We start from the raw sequence: 16,353 nt of genomic DNA, 5'->3' as shown, positions 1-16,353 counted from the left end.
AACTTATTTGTTAAAACACATTTCTAGGTAAACATTACCTGACTCATGAGAGAAAGGCATTATCATTTTTTTTCCATCGACTTGATGGTCAATGGTGTGGTTCTCACCTGAAACAACCATAGGTGTAGCCATTCCGAAATCAAACCCTTTTTCATCCAACTCGTTTTTTGCGCCACCACAAATCATATTGGTAATTTCACCGACCATATCATTAACTTCTGAGTTAATACCGTCAGGTCTTTCACCTAACATTTTATGCATGATTTCTAGGACTAGTCCTTTTTCAAATGAAATAGATAAAGATCCTTGAATGTTCTCACCAACCATTCCGATTAAACCAGAAACATCTCCTCCTGCTTTATCATCTTCCTTTTTTTGCGGTTTACCTGGTTTTAATTCAGTTTGTGCCATCGTTTTAAGAACATTAAGTAATGCAGCAACAAATGGATTTATAAATTCAGCATTCATATATTTTAGGTCTTCCTTAAGTTTTTACATCTTATATTTACAAACACGCGGCGCATGTTCCATGGGCTTCTATGGTTTGTTTTAGTACTTTAAATCCAACAGATTCGGCTTGTTTATTTAAGGTATCTTTTAAGCCGATTGACTGTATTTCTTTGACCTCACCACAAATGTCGCATATTAAAAACTGTACAGGGTGATGACAATCAAAGTGATGGCACGCCACAAAAGCATTGGTAGATTCAATCTTATGTATTAAGCCAAATTCTAATAAAAAGTCTAAGGTACGGTATATGGTAGCGGGTTTAGCATTTGATTCTGTTAATTTAAGAGAATCGAGTAATTCATAAGCCCCTACTGCCCCTTCTTGATTTAAAAGGAGCCCATACACTTTTTCACGCAAAAGCGTAAATCTGGCTCCCTTATCTTCACAAAATTTTCGAGCTTTATAAATTTGCGAGTCTGCAGATTTCGCCATGGTATTCGCCACATTTTATCCTTGAAATAGACAAGTAAAAAAAATATTTATTTAGATTTGGCCGTTTATTATTGTTATAAACTCAGCCCGTTTTACATTCTATCAGCAGAATACACCTTTTGCTGTGTTAATCTTATCATTAATATTGTGAATATTAGTAATTCTTATGATCGAACAAAACATTACAGTTACCCATGATACCCGAGCAATTTGGCTGATACTTAATGAAGATCAATTATTATCGCCCAATTCACCGGAGCTTTTACTTAACTGCCAATGGCAGGAGTTAAAATTTGCCCATGCCTATAAAGAACAAATCGTAAAAATTGGTGAGTACCAGGGCTTATCTTGTTTCTTGATTGATATGGGTAAAGAGAACATAGACCCTCAAGATTTAATACAAACTAATTTACGCGCATTATTAAACGAATGTTCCGATCAGTTTTTTGGTATAGCGGCCAGAGCTTGGCAAGTCGCTTTGTTCATGCGCACACATCGTTTTTGCGGGCAATGCGGCTGTAGCATGCAACAAATTGATTGGGAAATGGCGGTTCAATGTTCTCGATGCCAACACAGATGTTACCCTAGAATATCTCCTTGTATTATTGTTGCTATTCGCCACCAAGGCTCTATTTTACTAGCACAAGGGAAATCACAACAAGCCAGAGATATGCATTCAATTCTCGCAGGTTTTGTAGAAAGCGGAGAAACTCTCGAACAAGCAGTACACAGAGAAGTGATGGAAGAAGTGGGAGTAAAAATCAAAAATTTACGTTATATCTCTAGCCAACCTTGGCCATTTCCTCACGCATTAATGATGGGATATTTAGCAGACTATGATTCTGGCGACATTAAAGTCGACGGTAAAGAAATATTGCGAGCCGACTGGTTTGATATCAATCAGTTACCTAATATTCCCCCCAAATTGTCTATCGCTGGCCAACTAATCGAAAAAACCATTATTGAAATTCAACATGAATCGACCTAGCTAACACCCAATAATTTTATTAACAGCCATTAAAAAACCCCGCTTAATAGCGGGGTTTGAATTAAGTTTAGCGTCTGGTCTCGTGTTCGAGCTTCTTGTTGTTCGGTACGTTTTTGCCACTATTTTATAGCAAAGATAACCGCCCCTGTCTAATTATCCGCTCAAATTTTGTTCAGAGGGTGTTCGTTTTTGTGACTTTTTGTCAGATATAATTCAATTTCCTCTAGTTTCAAGACGTAAAGTCGCTACAATACTGCCCATTCAAGCCGCATGCTAAATTCAAACATTTGGTATTCAGGCTAGCTTTATTCATGATTAGAGGTAACCGATGCAAGAACTGCAAAACGATCGATATTTAAGAGCTTTGTTGCGCCAACCAGTAGATATGACTCCTGTGTGGATGATGCGCCAAGCAGGTCGATATTTACCTGAATATAAAGCCACTCGTGCAGAAGCAGGTGACTTCATGTCTCTGTGTAAAAATGCTGAGTTAGCTTGTGAAGTCACTTTACAGCCACTTCGTCGTTATGAGTTAGATGCCGCAATTTTATTTTCTGACATATTGACCATTCCAGATGCTATGGGTCTAGGTCTATATTTTGAAACAGGTGAAGGCCCTAAGTTTGAGCGACCTTTAACCTGCATGGCAGATATCCAAAACTTGCCTAATCCTGATCCTGAAGTAGAACTAGGCTACGTTATGAACGCCGTTCGTACCATTCGTAAAAATCTTAATGGCCAAGTACCTTTAATTGGTTTTTCAGGTAGTCCATGGACGTTAGCGACATACATGATTGAAGGCGGCTCTAGTAAAGCTTTTACTAAAATCAAAAAGATGGCATTTAGTGAACCACAAGCACTACATTTACTACTCGATAAATTAGCGGACTCAGTGATCTTATATTTAAACGCGCAGATTGCTGCTGGAGCACAATCGGTCATGGTATTTGACACTTGGGGGGGCGTATTATCTGGTCGAGATTATAAAGAATTCTCCTTACAGTATATGCATAAGATTGTTGATGGTTTAACACGGGAAAATGATGGCCGCAAAGTACCTGTTACCTTATTCACCAAAAACGCCGGCCTTTGGCTAGAATCAATTGCCGATACTGGATGTGATGCAGTAGGTTTAGATTGGACAGTGGATATGGCTGATGCCAAAGCAAGAATTGGCGACAAAGTTGCCCTACAAGGAAATATGGATCCTTCGATGTTATATGCGCCAGCCGAACGTATCGAACAAGAAGTTCAGTTAATACTGGATGGTTTCGGAAAAGGTGACGGCCATGTATTTAATCTAGGCCATGGCATTCACTTAGACGTACCACCCGAAAATGCCAAGGTATTTATCGATGCGGTACATAAATTAAGTAAACCTTTTCATCGTTAATACAAGACTAGCTCTATAAAATGAATGTACGGCCGACTCCATTAACTTAATCGAGTCGGCTTTTTAATTAACCTGAATACTTCTTATCCAGTATTCAGGTTAATTAGGCCCCGACAATTTGTCTATGAGTGGCGCGCAATAAATCTAAAGTCGCTTGACTACCCTGCATTTCTGACATCTCTTTACCTTCAAACTCGCCACATACAAAACCGTTAAACCCAGCATCTGTTAATATTTTTAAACTGGCGAAATAATCTATGGTTAGCTCCTGGCCATTAGCTTTAAAGCCATGAGTTTTGGCACTCACACCTCGAGTATACGGTGCTAAATCAATTAACCCCTGTGTTCTGTCATACCTGCGTTGAGGAGAGTGATTCCATCCACCCATAAAGAAATTGTCTAAGTCAGTATAAACACCCAAATTTGGGTGGCCAACTTTTTCAATCAACATAGCTAACCAAGCAGCGTTACTAGAAGGGTGACCATGATTTTCAATAACCAGCTCAATGCCCATATTTTGTGTAAATTCAGCTAACTGCAACATACTCTCAGCATTTTGCTCTAGCTGGGCCAAATACGTACCATCGCCATAAGCATTTACTCTTAATTGCAAGCAACCTAGCTCAGCTGCAGTTTCAACCCAGGGTTTATGTTTTTCTATGGCTTGCTGTCTAAGTATTTTATTACTGCTTCCCAATTTTCCTAATTCGTCACACATTAAACAGGTAAAGCCCACATTATTGTCTTTTGCCATATTTTTAAATTGCTGGATCCAAGCTTTATCTTGTCCACGGCCAAACCAAAGTATATTTGCTAAATCAACATGACCAACACCCAGTTGTCTAGCAACTACCACTATTTCTCTTGGGTCCATAGGACCTTGAAGTACTGCGTCTGGATCGCTGTGAACTAATTTTATAAAGGTTTGATAATTTTTTCGGCTATCACCAAAAATAGAACGATGAAATGAATATTGAGAAAGCGCTATCTCAAAGTTTGGCTTATTTAGTTCAGAGGCTGAAAATACTTGTGGCATAAAACCTGCCGCCGCCATGCTAGACATGGCCTTAACAAACGTTCGACGCTGCATAATTAGTCCTTAATTCAAAGAGTCACAGTAACAACACTATGGGTTATTTTTTCTAAATTGTATTTGTTTTCCTGAGGCACACAATTGAGTGGCTTGCACAGACTCACAATTTTCGTCTATTTCCAGCAAACCAATTCCTGAACTATTAAGCAAAGTTCGGACTTTTTGTCCTTGCGGTCTTCTATGTTGAACCCGCATGTTACGGCGTTTTGTAAACCAATTTAAGGGCGAGTATTTACTGTACAAAATACGGTTTAATCGATCGAACCAACGCAGTAATTTATCTGGAAACTCATTTTTAATACCACTGCTGGTAACTTGGGTAATGTGAGGGCTATTTTGCCTAAACCTAAGGCTAACGTCGTAAACAAATGAATAATGCACGTCACCAGACAAAATAACAAAATTAGGAGGTGTTTTACGGTTACGAAATATGTTCAACATGACACTAGCAGTGCCTTTATGTGCCATCCAATTTTCTGCATCGACTGTCAGAGCTTTACCAAAAAAGGTAAAGATTCGTTGTATAGTCTCAATGAGTTTCACACCAAAGACTGGCGCCGCTGAAACCATAATAACCGATTTTTGACCAATCAACTCTTGTTGTAATTCACATAAGGCCTCCCAATCCATAAGACCTGAAGGTTTAGTCAAACTAGACTCAGATCTCCACCTTTGTGTTCTAGTATCTAAAACCACAATTTTAGGACTAGTATCTAAATGAAAGCTCCAATGCTCCCAATCTAGAACTTTGTCTATAAGCTGATCATGTTCAGTTATACCCTTTTCAGTAAAGTGTTGTGCACATGTATCGAATAATGGTAATAATTTCTGTGGAGTATTTCCCCAACCTTGGCACAACCAGTATCCCAGTAAAGCATTACCAACAATACGTTTAGCAAATTCGTCTTGGTAAACGGCTTCTTCCCATCCCCGAGTTAGATTCCAATCATCAGTAACGTCATGATCGTCAAAAATCATATAAACAGGCACGTGAGCAAGAGCCCGCCTAACTTGGAATAAACCTTTTGAAAAAACCTCGATTATGTCCTGCTCTCGCTTAAATAAATCTTTATATTCGTTTGGAATACTCTGATCAGAAATAGCCACCTTTGACCACATTTCTGGCGACCAAACCAAAATGTACATGGCGATCACTTCAGCAAAAGAAATGAGATGGTTATTTGCATTAACTGAGGTAAAAATCGGTTTCTTTTTAGCTGCAAAAAAATGCGTATAGGTATTTTCTGTGGCTTTTGTATCTGGCAGTAACTCAGGCCTTTGATAATAACCATGTGTATGCTGAAACAGTTCACTGCTATTTGATATTTCAGCTCCATTAAGATTTTCGTGGAATAAACCAAGCTGTTGAATAGTTTGTTCAATTGCCACTAACATGGGGCCTGCAACATCATCCGCATAGACTTGGTCACCTGACATGATCAACAAGTCTGGGGATTGAGCTTCACCTATAATTCCTTCGGAAATTTGTTGATCAACTACAAGTAAACCATCTTCACTATCATGATGCGGCTTACGACAAGAACCGTGTAACATCCGATTAATCTTGCTAGACATGACAAAACTAGGAAATGTTTGGTTTGGATAAAGTAGCTGTTCACAGACTTCCGAAATCGGTAATAACTGACCTTCACCATCAATTGCAGTTAGGTCATAACTCACTCTAGAACCACAAGGAATAGAACCTTCTGGTTTAACATCTATAAGATTAATAAAAGCATGAGTTCCTACTTGAATCTGTGAAACCTGTTCTGGCGCAAGTTCACTATCAAACCAAGATAATTTAGCTTGTTCATCAAATAATCTAAGACTAAAACGATAAGCCTGACTTGTGATCAGCCAAATACAAACCTGAGTTTTATTAGCTTGCCGAACAATAGGTCCGGCAAGTATCGGTGAATGTGAAGAAATAATGGTTCCCAACTAAAACAATTATCTAAATAAATGATTTAAATAGGCTGCGATACGAACGCCCCCCATTTGTAACCGCTTCTTTAAGGTTGGAAGGTGTTGGTACTGATAATCCCAAGATAGCTTTTCATCCTTAGGGTATAAACCTTGTCTTATTTGAGCACTTTCAGCAATCCAAACCAATGGATCAGCATCCATCCACTTATTTGCTTGTTGCTTAGATATTTTTTTGCTCAAGCGACTTGTCCACTCAGTATAAGATAACTTTTGTCTGTCAATTAAGCCTGAATCCCATACCCTGTGTATATTTGAATCTTCCCAAAAGAAGTTCACTTTTATGGTGTTTCCACCTCTATCTTTGTCGGTACCACTATGAAATGGCTGATGTAAATCACCTATGATATGTACGATAAACTTAAGGGCGAGTTGTTTTTCTTCTAGGCTAGAGGTCTTACTTTTTAATTGTTTTGAGAATTTGGCTAACGCTGTGACGGCATCTCCTTCTGATGGTGCTTTTGCATGTTCATACGAGTGTCCTTGATGCACATTAACGTAATGCCAAGTTGTAGACGTTTTTTGCCAAAACTCATCTGGATCAGAACGCATTTCATCAGCATAAGTCGAAACTTCGGCTAAATCTTCGTTGGCCAATAAGTATGAAACCATCTTTTGGGCGTTGGGGGATAAATATTGTTCTGCGATAGCCCCCGTAACTCTGTGCCCTGTTTGCCCCCAACTCAATACTTGAAAACTGATGAGCGAGATTGTCGCACCTAATAAAAATTTATTTATGTTCATAATTTCACTTATTTAATTGGAATTTAGTTATCAAAGCTTTTGATAATAAGTCATGGATGCCACCAAAACTACCGTTACTCATCACTAAAATATGATCACCAGGTTGAGCGCAAGCCACAATTGATTTAACCAAATTATCTAAGTCTGTATACAACAAAGAAGTCACTTCACTTTGCGCTAATAAATCTTCCATAGACCAAGTTAAGTTAGTCGGTTCAAAAATAAATACTTGATCGGCTTGCAGCCATGAGTTGGCTAGAGTGTCTTTATGTATGCCCATTTTCATGGTGTTAGACCTAGGCTCTAACACCGCCAATATTCTGCTCTGCCCTACTTTCGCTCGTAGTCCTTTTACTGTTGTTTCTATCGCAGTGGGGTGATGGGCAAAGTCATCGTACAGTGTCACATCATTAATTTTCGCCTTCACTTCCATTCTGCGTTTAACGTTGACAAATTTGGATAAGGCTTCAATCGCTACATCACTTTTGACACCACAATGTTTTGCTGCAGCAATGGCCATAAGAGCGTTATTGACATTGTGTTCACCTAATAAATTCCAATTAACTGTTCCACAATTCTCTCCTTTAAAAGACACATCAAATTGAGAGCCATCTAGATTACTATTAATGACCTGCCAATCTCCGCCTGCTGATTGCACTGGTGTCCAGCAACCCATGTCTAATACACGGGTTAAGTTTTTATCTTCTTTAGGATGCAGAACCAAGCCATTATTTGGCACCATACGCAACAAATGATGAAATTGTTTTTGTATATCTGCCAGAGAATCGAATATGTCAGCATGGTCAAACTCTAAATTATTCAAAATTAAAGTGCGTGGGCGGTAATGCACAAACTTAGAACGTTTGTCAAAAAACGCACTGTCGTATTCGTCAGCCTCAATCACAAAAAATGGGCTATCACCAACGCGAGCAGACACATCAAAGTTTTGTGGAATACCACCAATCAAAAACCCGGGATTTAACTCAGCGTACTCTAAGATCCACGCTAACATACTAGAGGTGCTAGTTTTTCCATGCGTACCAGATACAGCTACCACCCATTTGTCTTTTAGCACGTTTTCTAACAACCACTGTGGGCCGCTAATATATGGTAAATTTCTGTCTAAGACATACTCGACAGCTTGATTACCTCTAGATAATGCATTGCCAATGACGACTATATCAGGCTCTGTAGAAAACTGGATTGGGTCATAACCTTCAAATAACTCAATCCCTAAAGATTCAAGCTGAGTGCTCATAGGTGGATAGACATTACTGTCAGAGCCCGTCACTTTATGGCCCATGGCTTTAGCGATAGCGGCTATCCCGCCCATAAATGTGCCACAAATGCCTAAAATATGTAAATGCATAAACTGCCAAGATAAATAGTTAATGACACTAGATTATCAGAACAAAGGTGGCTATCCCAAACCTGAATGCAAGTTTCAATTCAATTTTTGTGTTTGATGTTTGGCTTGCGTAAAATTTGTACCCCACCTAATGTTGAAATGTTAGTATCATTATTTTTATACAGAGGCACTCGGGACGATATGGAAAAAGTTCTTTGGGTTATGCTAATTGTTTATACCTGCTCTGTTTCATCAAAGGAAATAGAGGATACTGATCAGTTATTTACGTTAAGTTTATCTGAATTAATGCATGTCAGTGTAGCCTCTAAATCTAAACAAAAAATAAATTATTCACCGAGTATTGTTTCGGTCTACTTAGTCGAGCAGTTAGAGCGTTTTGGTATTAATTCATTTGAAGGGGTGCTCGATTTTGCCCTGAACGTGACCCTAGATCCTGGGTTATCAGGCTCAAACATAGTCGGCATACGAGGTTTATCAGACGCAAGAAATCAAAAGATGTTACTGCTGGTAGACGGTGTTCCTTATTGGATGCCAGCCAATGGAGACACATCCTTAGTAGCAGTGCCTTTTATTGCCATTGAAAAAATTGAAATTTTGCGGGGGCCCGCTTCCATTGTTTACGGGACGAATACATCAGCGGGTGTTATTAATATTGTAACTAAGTCGACAGCGGGTTCCTCTGCATCAACCCATTGGAGCTCTTCTGGAACCAAAAAACTAAGCACGTTTTTATCAAGAAATACCAATGTAGGTGTGTTGAATTTCGCAGTCGAAAAAAAATACGACTCGGGATATGACGTTCAAGTATTAAACTCAAATTTACCAATCGATTTTGATTGTTTTTGTTTTCCCCTTTTGCCACAAGCTACCACGCAAAGAAAGAGTGAAAACACGTCATTTTATTCTACTTTTAGCAGAGACAATTTAAGGTTTAGTTTGCAATATTTTGAAAATACAAAATTTGCATTAGAGTCTGGAGATGTGAATAGCCCAACACAAATTAAAGAACTTGGGGAGCTTATTGCCTTTCAAAATAGTCATAGCTTTAATGATATCCACTTAAGTTACTTTATTGATTGGCATCGATTTTATTTATCTCGAAACGTTAAAAACATACTTGGTTTTTTGGCCATCCCTGGAGATGGCGAAATTACATATGATAATGATGGAGCAAATAATATTCGTTGGCGCACTGGTTTTCAGATGGATTACTCTTTGTCTCAATTTTGGCAATTAACTACTGGTATTGAGTACGAGGCTCGACAATCAGATAATTATAAGTTTAGGGATAATGATAACGGAAAAGTGTTGTTCTCTATCACTCAACCTCCATATAACATGCCGTTTCAACTCGAGTCAGATGGCAGTATTTTACTGCAAAATGCAGATAAGGTGGCAGAAATGTCGCAATTTGTGCAGCTTAAATATGCGGGTGAAAATTGGCAGTCGGTTATAGGCGCGCGATACGTAGACAATAACCAAATTGGCAGTCAGTTTTCTCCAGCTTTATCTTTAAACTATCGAATTTCAAACGAAGCACATATTAAAGTCTTGTATGGCGAAGGTTTTAATTCTCCGTCTCTAGAACAAATGCATGCTCATAATAGTTTTGGGTTTCCATTAGATGTCAATGTTAAGCCTGAAACCACACAAACTTTTGAGCTGTCATACAATCAAACAAAAACAAATTTCAGCCAGGCAATGAGTGTGTTTCAAACTCAAGTTTCTAATTTAATCGCCACCAGTCAGTCAACAGTGTCAAATATTGATTATAAGATTAAAAGGAGCGGAGTGGAGTATGAAGCCAATTATAAAAAGCACCCGTGGAATGTAAGTGCTAATTTTTCTTATTTATTTCAAGGCAACAAGCAAGATGAGAAAGATTTAGATGCTCGGTTTCAAGCGAAATTTTTAGCCAATGTTGGGGCTTCTTATCAAATGAATAAACATTCATTTGGAGGGTATTTAGTTGGAGTTACAGCTAGAGCCGAACAACCTAGTTATCAGCTAGTTAATTTGCATTATCGTTATTACCAAAAAGATTGGGAGGCATGGGCTTCTGTTAAAAACCTACTGAGTGACCTTAACATCCGGCCGAATGTGAAAAATTTTGGTAAAGATGCCATTCAAGGCGCAGACAAGGTAAATTTATCCATCGGATTTGAGTTCTCCATACCTTCATTTTAATGATATTAAGACCCATTGGCTCTAATGTCAGACACCTTTTGTTATAAAGCATGCTTTTTACACACAAGATAAATACCTGATAAACAGGTACAATATCATTGCGTAATGGCGAATTAAAAAAATAAAAACATCGTCATTTGAATACCCCCTACAACATAAGGTAAAAAATCAATGAAGAGACTGAATTCGCAACTTCAGGACGACGGAGCTCCAGCTGAGCTAATATTGCTATTGAGAACATTATTAGCAGGCTGTAAAGAAATCTCGTTTCGAGTTAGCCAAGGTGCATTAGCTGGAGTTTTAGGCTCGACCTTGAGTGAAAATGTACAAGGTGAAACGCAAAAAAAGTTAGATGTCATTTCTAATCAAATTTTAAAAGATATTTTACAAGAATCAGGATACGTCAAAGCGATCTCCTCAGAAGAAGAAGATGACGTAGTGGGTTGTCATCCAAATGGTAATTACCTGGTGAGTTTTGATCCTTTAGACGGCTCTTCAAATACTGATATTAATAGCTTGATAGGCACAATATTTTCTATTACCCATGCACCACAGTGGATGGAACCAGATGATCCATCAGCCTTTATTCAACCTGGTACTCAAGCCGTTGCAGCAGGATACGTGTTGTATGGCCCTTCCACTATGTTGGCGTTAACGACGGGTAAAGGCACACATATTTATACTTTGGATAAAACCCACGGTGGCTTCTTATTAACCACCCCCAATATTCGTATTCCTGAACAAACTTCTGAGTATTCAATCAATGCCTCTAATCAAAGACATTGGCAACCGCATATTCAAAATTATATAAGTGATTTAATAGCTGGTACTCAAGGGCCTCGTAAAAAAGATTTCAACATGCGTTGGGTTGCAGCTATGGTAGGAGACATTCATCGTATTCTGACCAGAGGTGGCATATTTATGTACCCCTATGATGAGCGTGAACCCGATAAAGCAGGGAAACTACGTTTATTGTATGAAGCCAATCCAATGGCTTTTCTAGTAGAGCAAGCAGGTGGAACTGCTGATACTGGAACTGGACGAATTATGGAAGTGATGCCAACTGATATTCATCAAAGAGTACCAGTACTAATTGGTTCAAAAGACGAAGTCGCTACCTGTCTAGAATATTCAGCATAATTTAACATGGCGCTTTTAAAGCGCCATTTTTTTATCTCAATTTAGCAAAAGTACAATTGTTAAATATAAAAGCTACACTACACTTATTAAAACCTTAACAGAATGAACTCAGGGAGAGTGTCGAGCGTGAATATGTCAGGGGCAAAAATTACATATCTCATTTTTGCAATCGTTAGCCAATTAGGTTTAGTGAGTTATGTAAAGGCACAAGAGCCAACATTATTGGTGAAGTACGCCAAAAGTACCAATATAGATCCCCTGTATAAAAAAAATACTGAGTATTTTTACGAGTTAATTAATTTAGCCTTAGCCAAATCAGGCACTCCTTATACGTTAAAAACCACCCGAATTCCCGCCGGTATAGAGCAAGACCGCAGCATAAAACTGATGAACGAAGCTTATTACGATGTGCATTGGTACACCACAAATGCCAGCCGAGAACGAAAATTATTACCCATCCGCATTCCACTGTTTAAAGGATTAATTGGACTGAGGTTAATGTTTATCCATCCAGATAAGCAAAACATGTTTTCAGACCTATCTGAAATTCAACAGCTCAAATCTTATGTTGGAGGACAAGGCCGAAGCTGGCCTGATACAACATTACTTAGAAGCCAAGGGTTTCACATTGAAACTGCCGGAGGTGCAGATGGCTTACTACGTATGCTCAACGCTAAACGTATCGACTATTTTCCCCGCTCTGTATTAGAAATTTGGCATGAAAAAAGTGTCATCAAAGATTTATCTCTAGCAATAGATCAACACATAGCATTACGATATCCGTCAGCTATCTACTTTTTTGTCCGCAAAGATAATCAAAATCTACATGACGTTATAGAACTAGGTTTAACTAACGCGATAAAAGACGGCTCGTTTAACCAACTTTTCAACCAATCCTACGGTGAAATTTTAGCCAAAAGTAAATTAACTGAACGTACTATTTTTGAAATTCCTAATCTAAATATGACACCAGATACACCTTTAGATAAACCTGAATTATGGTATTCAATCAAAAGTTCTAAATAAAACAGCTGCTCAAAAGACACAGTTAATTCCCTTAATCTTGATACAAATCAGGTTTCGTTCCTATTGAAGTAGAATATTTTAATGGAATAGCATAAATATTCGTCAATGCCTTTGAATCGAAGACTGGGACTCTATATAATTCCGCCGAATTAAAATTAATCACCTTAGGTATTCACATGAGTCTAAATGATGTTCCTGCAGGCAAGAATTTGCCAGAAGAAGTTAATGTAATCATCGAAATTCCAGCACACGCTGACCCGGTTAAATATGAAGTAGACAAAGATACAGGCGCTATTTTTGTAGACCGTTTTATGGCAACTTGTATGCACTATCCGACTAACTACGGATATGTAAACCAAACTTTATCTGAAGATGGTGATCCTGCAGACGTATTAGTTATGAGTCCATTCCCATTATTGGCAGGTAGTGTAATTAAGTGCCGCCCAGTAGGTGTACTTAAAATGACTGATGAGTCTGGAACAGATGCTAAGATTTTAGCAGTTCCAATTGATAAACTATCTACCATCTACCGTGGCATTAACGATATTGATCAAGTGCCTGATTTACTTAAAAATCAAATCCAACATTTCTTTGAGCACTATAAAGATTTAGAGCCAAACAAATGGGTGAAAATTGACGGTTGGGAAGACGCAGCAGCCGCCAAAGCTGAACTAGTAAATAGTGTGAAGCTATACAAAGAATCCGAAGAAAAATAGAGCTCTTTGCAATTCAATCACACTTCTCTTGCAAAACCGCTGAATTATCAGCGGTTTTTTCTATCTAATGTAAATCTCGTAAACAATTACTAGACACTTTTAGTGAATTCCTTATAGTTTTACCAAACCGTAAAAATCTGTAAGAGAAGTGTCTTGGAAATGGAAAAGGAATTTTTAGTCGTCGGTCAATGTCATATTGATCGTAAAACCGCTACGGCTCAATTCAACTCTCAATCAATTTCACTCACAGACAAAAGCATACATTTAATGTTTTTGTTAGCCAAAGCACCAGATCACTTTTTGTCCCGCGAATCATTGTTAGATTGGTTATGGCCAGATGTCATTGTATCTGACGATTCCTTAACCAATTTAATCAGTGTTACTCGCGCTCAATTTAAACAACTAGGGCTTAACACCATTATTAAAACGGTCCCTAAAAAAGGTTATTGTTTAGTGGGAGAGGTTAAATTTGAGTCACCCACCAAGCCCATTGCCACTACAAAAAAAACGCTAAAAACAAAGGGTTTATCCTTTTGGATATTAACAATTGTGCTTTGTTTATCAGTGTTGCTGATATTAATCAGCGCCAACAACCCAAAAGACACTTTAACCTTAGCTATTTTACCGGTAGAGCTACATGAACCAAATAGTCCAATTCGCCCCTTAGCCAAAGGTTTAGAACAAGAGTTGCAACAAACAGCCGTTAAACATAATCGAATGCAGGTACTGTCAAAGACTCAAGTAGAAAACCTATGGAGTCATGACAAAAATTTATTTTCATTAAAACAAACATTAAATGCTGATTATGCGATCGAATCTCAAATTCGCGAACAAGAACATTACCTGAGATTAACCTTACAACTGGTCAATGTTGTCACAAGTAAAACCCTGTTCAGTGAAGAGTTTGACGTAGCAACCAGTTTACTCTCCGACAATCAAAGTGAAATATGGCAACAAATTAGTCAACTTTTTATCCAAAGCTCTGTGTATTCCTTAGGTATTTTTGAAAAAAACAAAGCAGTATCAGCCAACCAATTATGTGCACAATACATTCATTATCTCTCCCTCTACGCTGATAGTTATTTAGACGACACAGAACAGATTGCGTTAAAAGGGCAAGATAGCTGCGCACAAGCAATAACATTAAACCCAGAAAACACTGACACACATAGAAATATTTTTCAGCTCTACACTCGCCTCGCAAAAAGTGAAAAAAATGATATGGACCAAAGACTTCATTATTTAGACAAAGCTGATGATATCCTTTCTCTAATATCGACTATGCCAAACTCAGAATTACTCTATGCCGAATCACTCACTGAGTTACTTTTTTTGCAAGTGTTACAAAACACGCGAGAACTCGATATAGATGCCTTATTTAAACAAGCGGAAGAGGTCGTAAATAGACACGAAAAAAGTGGCAATATTAGCGCCACGTTAGCCAAAAATGGAGCGATACTTAGACACCATCATGCTAAACATTTTTACCGCACTGGCAAAAACCCCGACAGCATGATTCTCAAAGCCATTGAATTAATCGACCAAGGGTTAAAACTGGATGTAGATGATTATAGTTTAATTCACACCAAGGCGAGAATATACAAAACATGGTCAAGTATTGCGGTAGTGCGAGGTGAAGATCCTTCTCAGATATTAAATCATGCCATTAGTTTGTATAAGAGAATGATCAAAATAGCTCCTAAACAACCCGCGGGATATGACGCCTTAGCCAATGCATATTCTTCATTAGCCAAATATAAATCGTCCACAAACAAGCCTTACCAGCAAGAATTTACCGCCGCCATAAAAGCATACAGTGAAGCCATCAAAATTGCCCCATCCCATCACTTTACCTATAACAACATGGCCGATTTATATGCAGGCATTATTACCAGCGGTGTGTATTCTGAAGCGGAATTTAATGAGTATGCTGAAAATGCCATTCAGTCGATCAACTCAGCAATGGCCATAAAAAAAGAATATGTGTGGGCCATGTTCAATTTAGCTAATTTACATTCCATCAAAGCACAGCTAGCGTTTGCGACCGACAATAATGATTTTTTGCCCGCAATAGAGTGTGAGCAACACTTCACAAACGGGTTAATACTCAAACCCACAATACCAGAGGCGATCACCCAACTTGCCCAGTGTAAACTTTATATAGCGAAACAACATTTAATGCTCGGACAAATCACTGATGCCGAAGAAAAAATGCAGGACGTCACGCAAACTATCGATCGTTCACTCAGTCTTAACCCTAATTTCCATTTAAGTTTAGCGGTTGCAGCTGATGCACAACTTATTGGCAATCTAATCGCCATCAGTCAAGGAGAAGCAGAACAAAATATTGAACAGTTAGATGAAGCAATAACTTTGGCTAATGATTCGAACAATGCAAATAAAGAAGAAACATACGGTTATTTAGTATTGATCCGAGCCAACTGGTTAAAACAAAAAATATCCCCTAGTGATAACAATGCCCAAGCATTAGAAACCAGCCTTAGGTTATTTAAGGATGAATTTGCATTCGACCAACGTATTAAACAATTATCAAAGTTATTGGCAACTGAAAACACCCCTCCAGTCACCCTTGATTTATACGAGAACTATAGAGATTTTATCGCAGCTAAAGAACTACAAGCAAACTATCAACTAATAAATATATATCTTAACAAATAGTGTTAACGGAGGCTGCCTTTTGAACTGAGGTTGTATTGTATAACTGAATTAAAATCCATTAGCTTTCATTATTTCGCCACGATCAGTTATTA

General features: G+C 38.2%; 13 protein-coding genes. 7 read left to right on the top strand and 6 right to left on the bottom strand.

Features of this window, described 5'->3' with window-relative positions; genetic code table 11:
- Positions 1 to 3 precede the first annotated feature (3 nt).
- Both ACSHXM_RS04535 and ACSHXM_RS04530 read right to left on the bottom strand, forming a co-directional pair.
- Positions 4 to 468 (bottom strand): chemotaxis protein CheX, encoded by a 465-nt coding sequence (locus tag ACSHXM_RS04535; RefSeq protein ID WP_435687545.1) that lies wholly within the window; start codon positions 466 to 468, stop codon positions 4 to 6.
- A 37-nt stretch (positions 469 to 505) separates the two neighbouring features.
- Positions 506 to 943 carry a transcriptional repressor gene (locus ACSHXM_RS04530; RefSeq protein WP_435687544.1) on the bottom strand — a complete coding sequence of 146 codons (438 nt, stop codon included), beginning with the start codon at positions 941 to 943 and terminating at the stop codon, positions 506 to 508.
- A 166-nt stretch (positions 944 to 1,109) separates the two neighbouring features.
- On the opposite strand from ACSHXM_RS04530, the gene nudC reads away from it, so the two are divergent.
- The gene (gene nudC / locus ACSHXM_RS04525; protein WP_435687543.1) at positions 1,110 to 1,931 is read left to right on the top strand and encodes an NAD(+) diphosphatase; all 822 of its coding nucleotides are present in this window, start codon (positions 1,110 to 1,112) and stop codon (positions 1,929 to 1,931) included.
- Between the two features lie 328 nt (positions 1,932 to 2,259).
- The gene (gene hemE, locus ACSHXM_RS04520; protein WP_435687542.1) at positions 2,260 to 3,324 is read left to right on the top strand and encodes a uroporphyrinogen decarboxylase; all 1,065 of its coding nucleotides are present in this window, start codon (positions 2,260 to 2,262) and stop codon (positions 3,322 to 3,324) included.
- Positions 3,325 to 3,427: 103 nt separating this feature from the next.
- Here the strand turns inward: hemE and ACSHXM_RS04515 are convergent, their stop codons facing one another.
- From ACSHXM_RS04515 to mpl, 4 genes are read right to left on the bottom strand one after another with little or no spacing between them, the layout of a single operon-like run.
- Entirely contained in the window at positions 3,428 to 4,414 is a 987-nt protein-coding gene (locus ACSHXM_RS04515; RefSeq protein WP_435687541.1) for a sugar phosphate isomerase/epimerase family protein, read from the bottom strand.
- Positions 4,415 to 4,450: 36 nt separating this feature from the next.
- Complete coding sequence (locus tag ACSHXM_RS04510; protein ID WP_435687540.1) at positions 4,451 to 6,358, bottom strand: alkaline phosphatase family protein; 1,908 nt, start codon at positions 6,356 to 6,358, stop codon at positions 4,451 to 4,453.
- Positions 6,359 to 6,367: 9 nt separating this feature from the next.
- On the bottom strand, positions 6,368 to 7,144 hold the full coding sequence (locus ACSHXM_RS04505) for a S1/P1 nuclease (RefSeq protein WP_435687539.1): 777 nt from the start codon (positions 7,142 to 7,144) through the stop codon (positions 6,368 to 6,370).
- Positions 7,145 to 7,148: 4 nt separating this feature from the next.
- Positions 7,149 to 8,513, bottom strand: coding sequence for a UDP-N-acetylmuramate:L-alanyl-gamma-D-glutamyl-meso-diaminopimelate ligase (gene mpl, locus ACSHXM_RS04500; protein ID WP_435687538.1), 1,365 nt, complete (start codon positions 8,511 to 8,513; stop codon positions 7,149 to 7,151).
- A 180-nt stretch (positions 8,514 to 8,693) separates the two neighbouring features.
- Here mpl and ACSHXM_RS04495 point away from each other — a divergent pair, with 180 nt between their 5' ends.
- From ACSHXM_RS04495 to ACSHXM_RS04475, 5 genes are all read left to right on the top strand, one after another.
- Entirely contained in the window at positions 8,694 to 10,700 is a 2,007-nt protein-coding gene (locus tag ACSHXM_RS04495; RefSeq protein WP_435687537.1) for a TonB-dependent receptor plug domain-containing protein, read from the top strand.
- A 171-nt stretch (positions 10,701 to 10,871) separates the two neighbouring features.
- Positions 10,872 to 11,840 carry a class 1 fructose-bisphosphatase gene (locus ACSHXM_RS04490; protein ID WP_435687536.1) on the top strand — a complete coding sequence of 323 codons (969 nt, stop codon included), beginning with the start codon at positions 10,872 to 10,874 and terminating at the stop codon, positions 11,838 to 11,840.
- Positions 11,841 to 11,972: 132 nt separating this feature from the next.
- Positions 11,973 to 12,866: a diguanylate cyclase gene (locus tag ACSHXM_RS04485; protein ID WP_435687535.1), complete on the top strand. Its 894-nt coding sequence runs from the start codon at positions 11,973 to 11,975 to the stop codon at positions 12,864 to 12,866.
- 176 nt (positions 12,867 to 13,042) lie between these two features.
- A complete protein-coding gene (ppa, locus tag ACSHXM_RS04480) occupies positions 13,043 to 13,582 on the top strand; it encodes an inorganic diphosphatase (protein WP_435687534.1) in 540 nt (179 codons plus the stop codon).
- A gap of 159 nt (positions 13,583 to 13,741) precedes the next feature.
- Positions 13,742 to 16,261: a winged helix-turn-helix domain-containing protein gene (locus ACSHXM_RS04475; protein WP_435687533.1), complete on the top strand. Its 2,520-nt coding sequence runs from the start codon at positions 13,742 to 13,744 to the stop codon at positions 16,259 to 16,261.
- Positions 16,262 to 16,353: the final 92 nt, after the last annotated feature.

Origin of the sequence: Paraglaciecola sp., from assembly GCF_051252315.1 — a bacterium.
In the GTDB taxonomy this organism is placed as follows: Bacteria; Pseudomonadota; Gammaproteobacteria; order Enterobacterales; family Alteromonadaceae; genus Paraglaciecola.
Note: the sequence above shows the minus strand (reverse complement) of the source record. Positions and strands in the feature narration are given on the sequence as shown.

What these genes read in the sequence shown, in the direction of transcription:
- ACSHXM_RS04535 (WP_435687545.1), bottom strand. Translation starts at nt 468, where the DNA reads ATGAATGCTGAATTTATAAATCCATTTGTTGCTGCATTACTTAATGTT.
- ACSHXM_RS04530 (WP_435687544.1), bottom strand. Translation starts at nt 943, where the DNA reads ATGGCGAAATCTGCAGACTCGCAAATTTATAAAGCTCGAAAATTTTGT.
- nudC (WP_435687543.1), top strand. Translation starts at nt 1,110, where the DNA reads ATGATCGAACAAAACATTACAGTTACCCATGATACCCGAGCAATTTGG.
- hemE (WP_435687542.1), top strand. Translation starts at nt 2,260, where the DNA reads ATGCAAGAACTGCAAAACGATCGATATTTAAGAGCTTTGTTGCGCCAA.
- ACSHXM_RS04515 (WP_435687541.1), bottom strand. Translation starts at nt 4,414, where the DNA reads ATGCAGCGTCGAACGTTTGTTAAGGCCATGTCTAGCATGGCGGCGGCA.
- ACSHXM_RS04505 (WP_435687539.1), bottom strand. Translation starts at nt 7,144, where the DNA reads ATGAACATAAATAAATTTTTATTAGGTGCGACAATCTCGCTCATCAGT.
- mpl (WP_435687538.1), bottom strand. Translation starts at nt 8,513, where the DNA reads ATGCATTTACATATTTTAGGCATTTGTGGCACATTTATGGGCGGGATA.
- ACSHXM_RS04495 (WP_435687537.1), top strand. Translation starts at nt 8,694, where the DNA reads ATGGAAAAAGTTCTTTGGGTTATGCTAATTGTTTATACCTGCTCTGTT.
- ACSHXM_RS04490 (WP_435687536.1), top strand. Translation starts at nt 10,872, where the DNA reads ATGAAGAGACTGAATTCGCAACTTCAGGACGACGGAGCTCCAGCTGAG.
- ACSHXM_RS04485 (WP_435687535.1), top strand. Translation starts at nt 11,973, where the DNA reads ATGTCAGGGGCAAAAATTACATATCTCATTTTTGCAATCGTTAGCCAA.
- ppa (WP_435687534.1), top strand. Translation starts at nt 13,043, where the DNA reads ATGAGTCTAAATGATGTTCCTGCAGGCAAGAATTTGCCAGAAGAAGTT.
- ACSHXM_RS04475 (WP_435687533.1), top strand. Translation starts at nt 13,742, where the DNA reads ATGGAAAAGGAATTTTTAGTCGTCGGTCAATGTCATATTGATCGTAAA.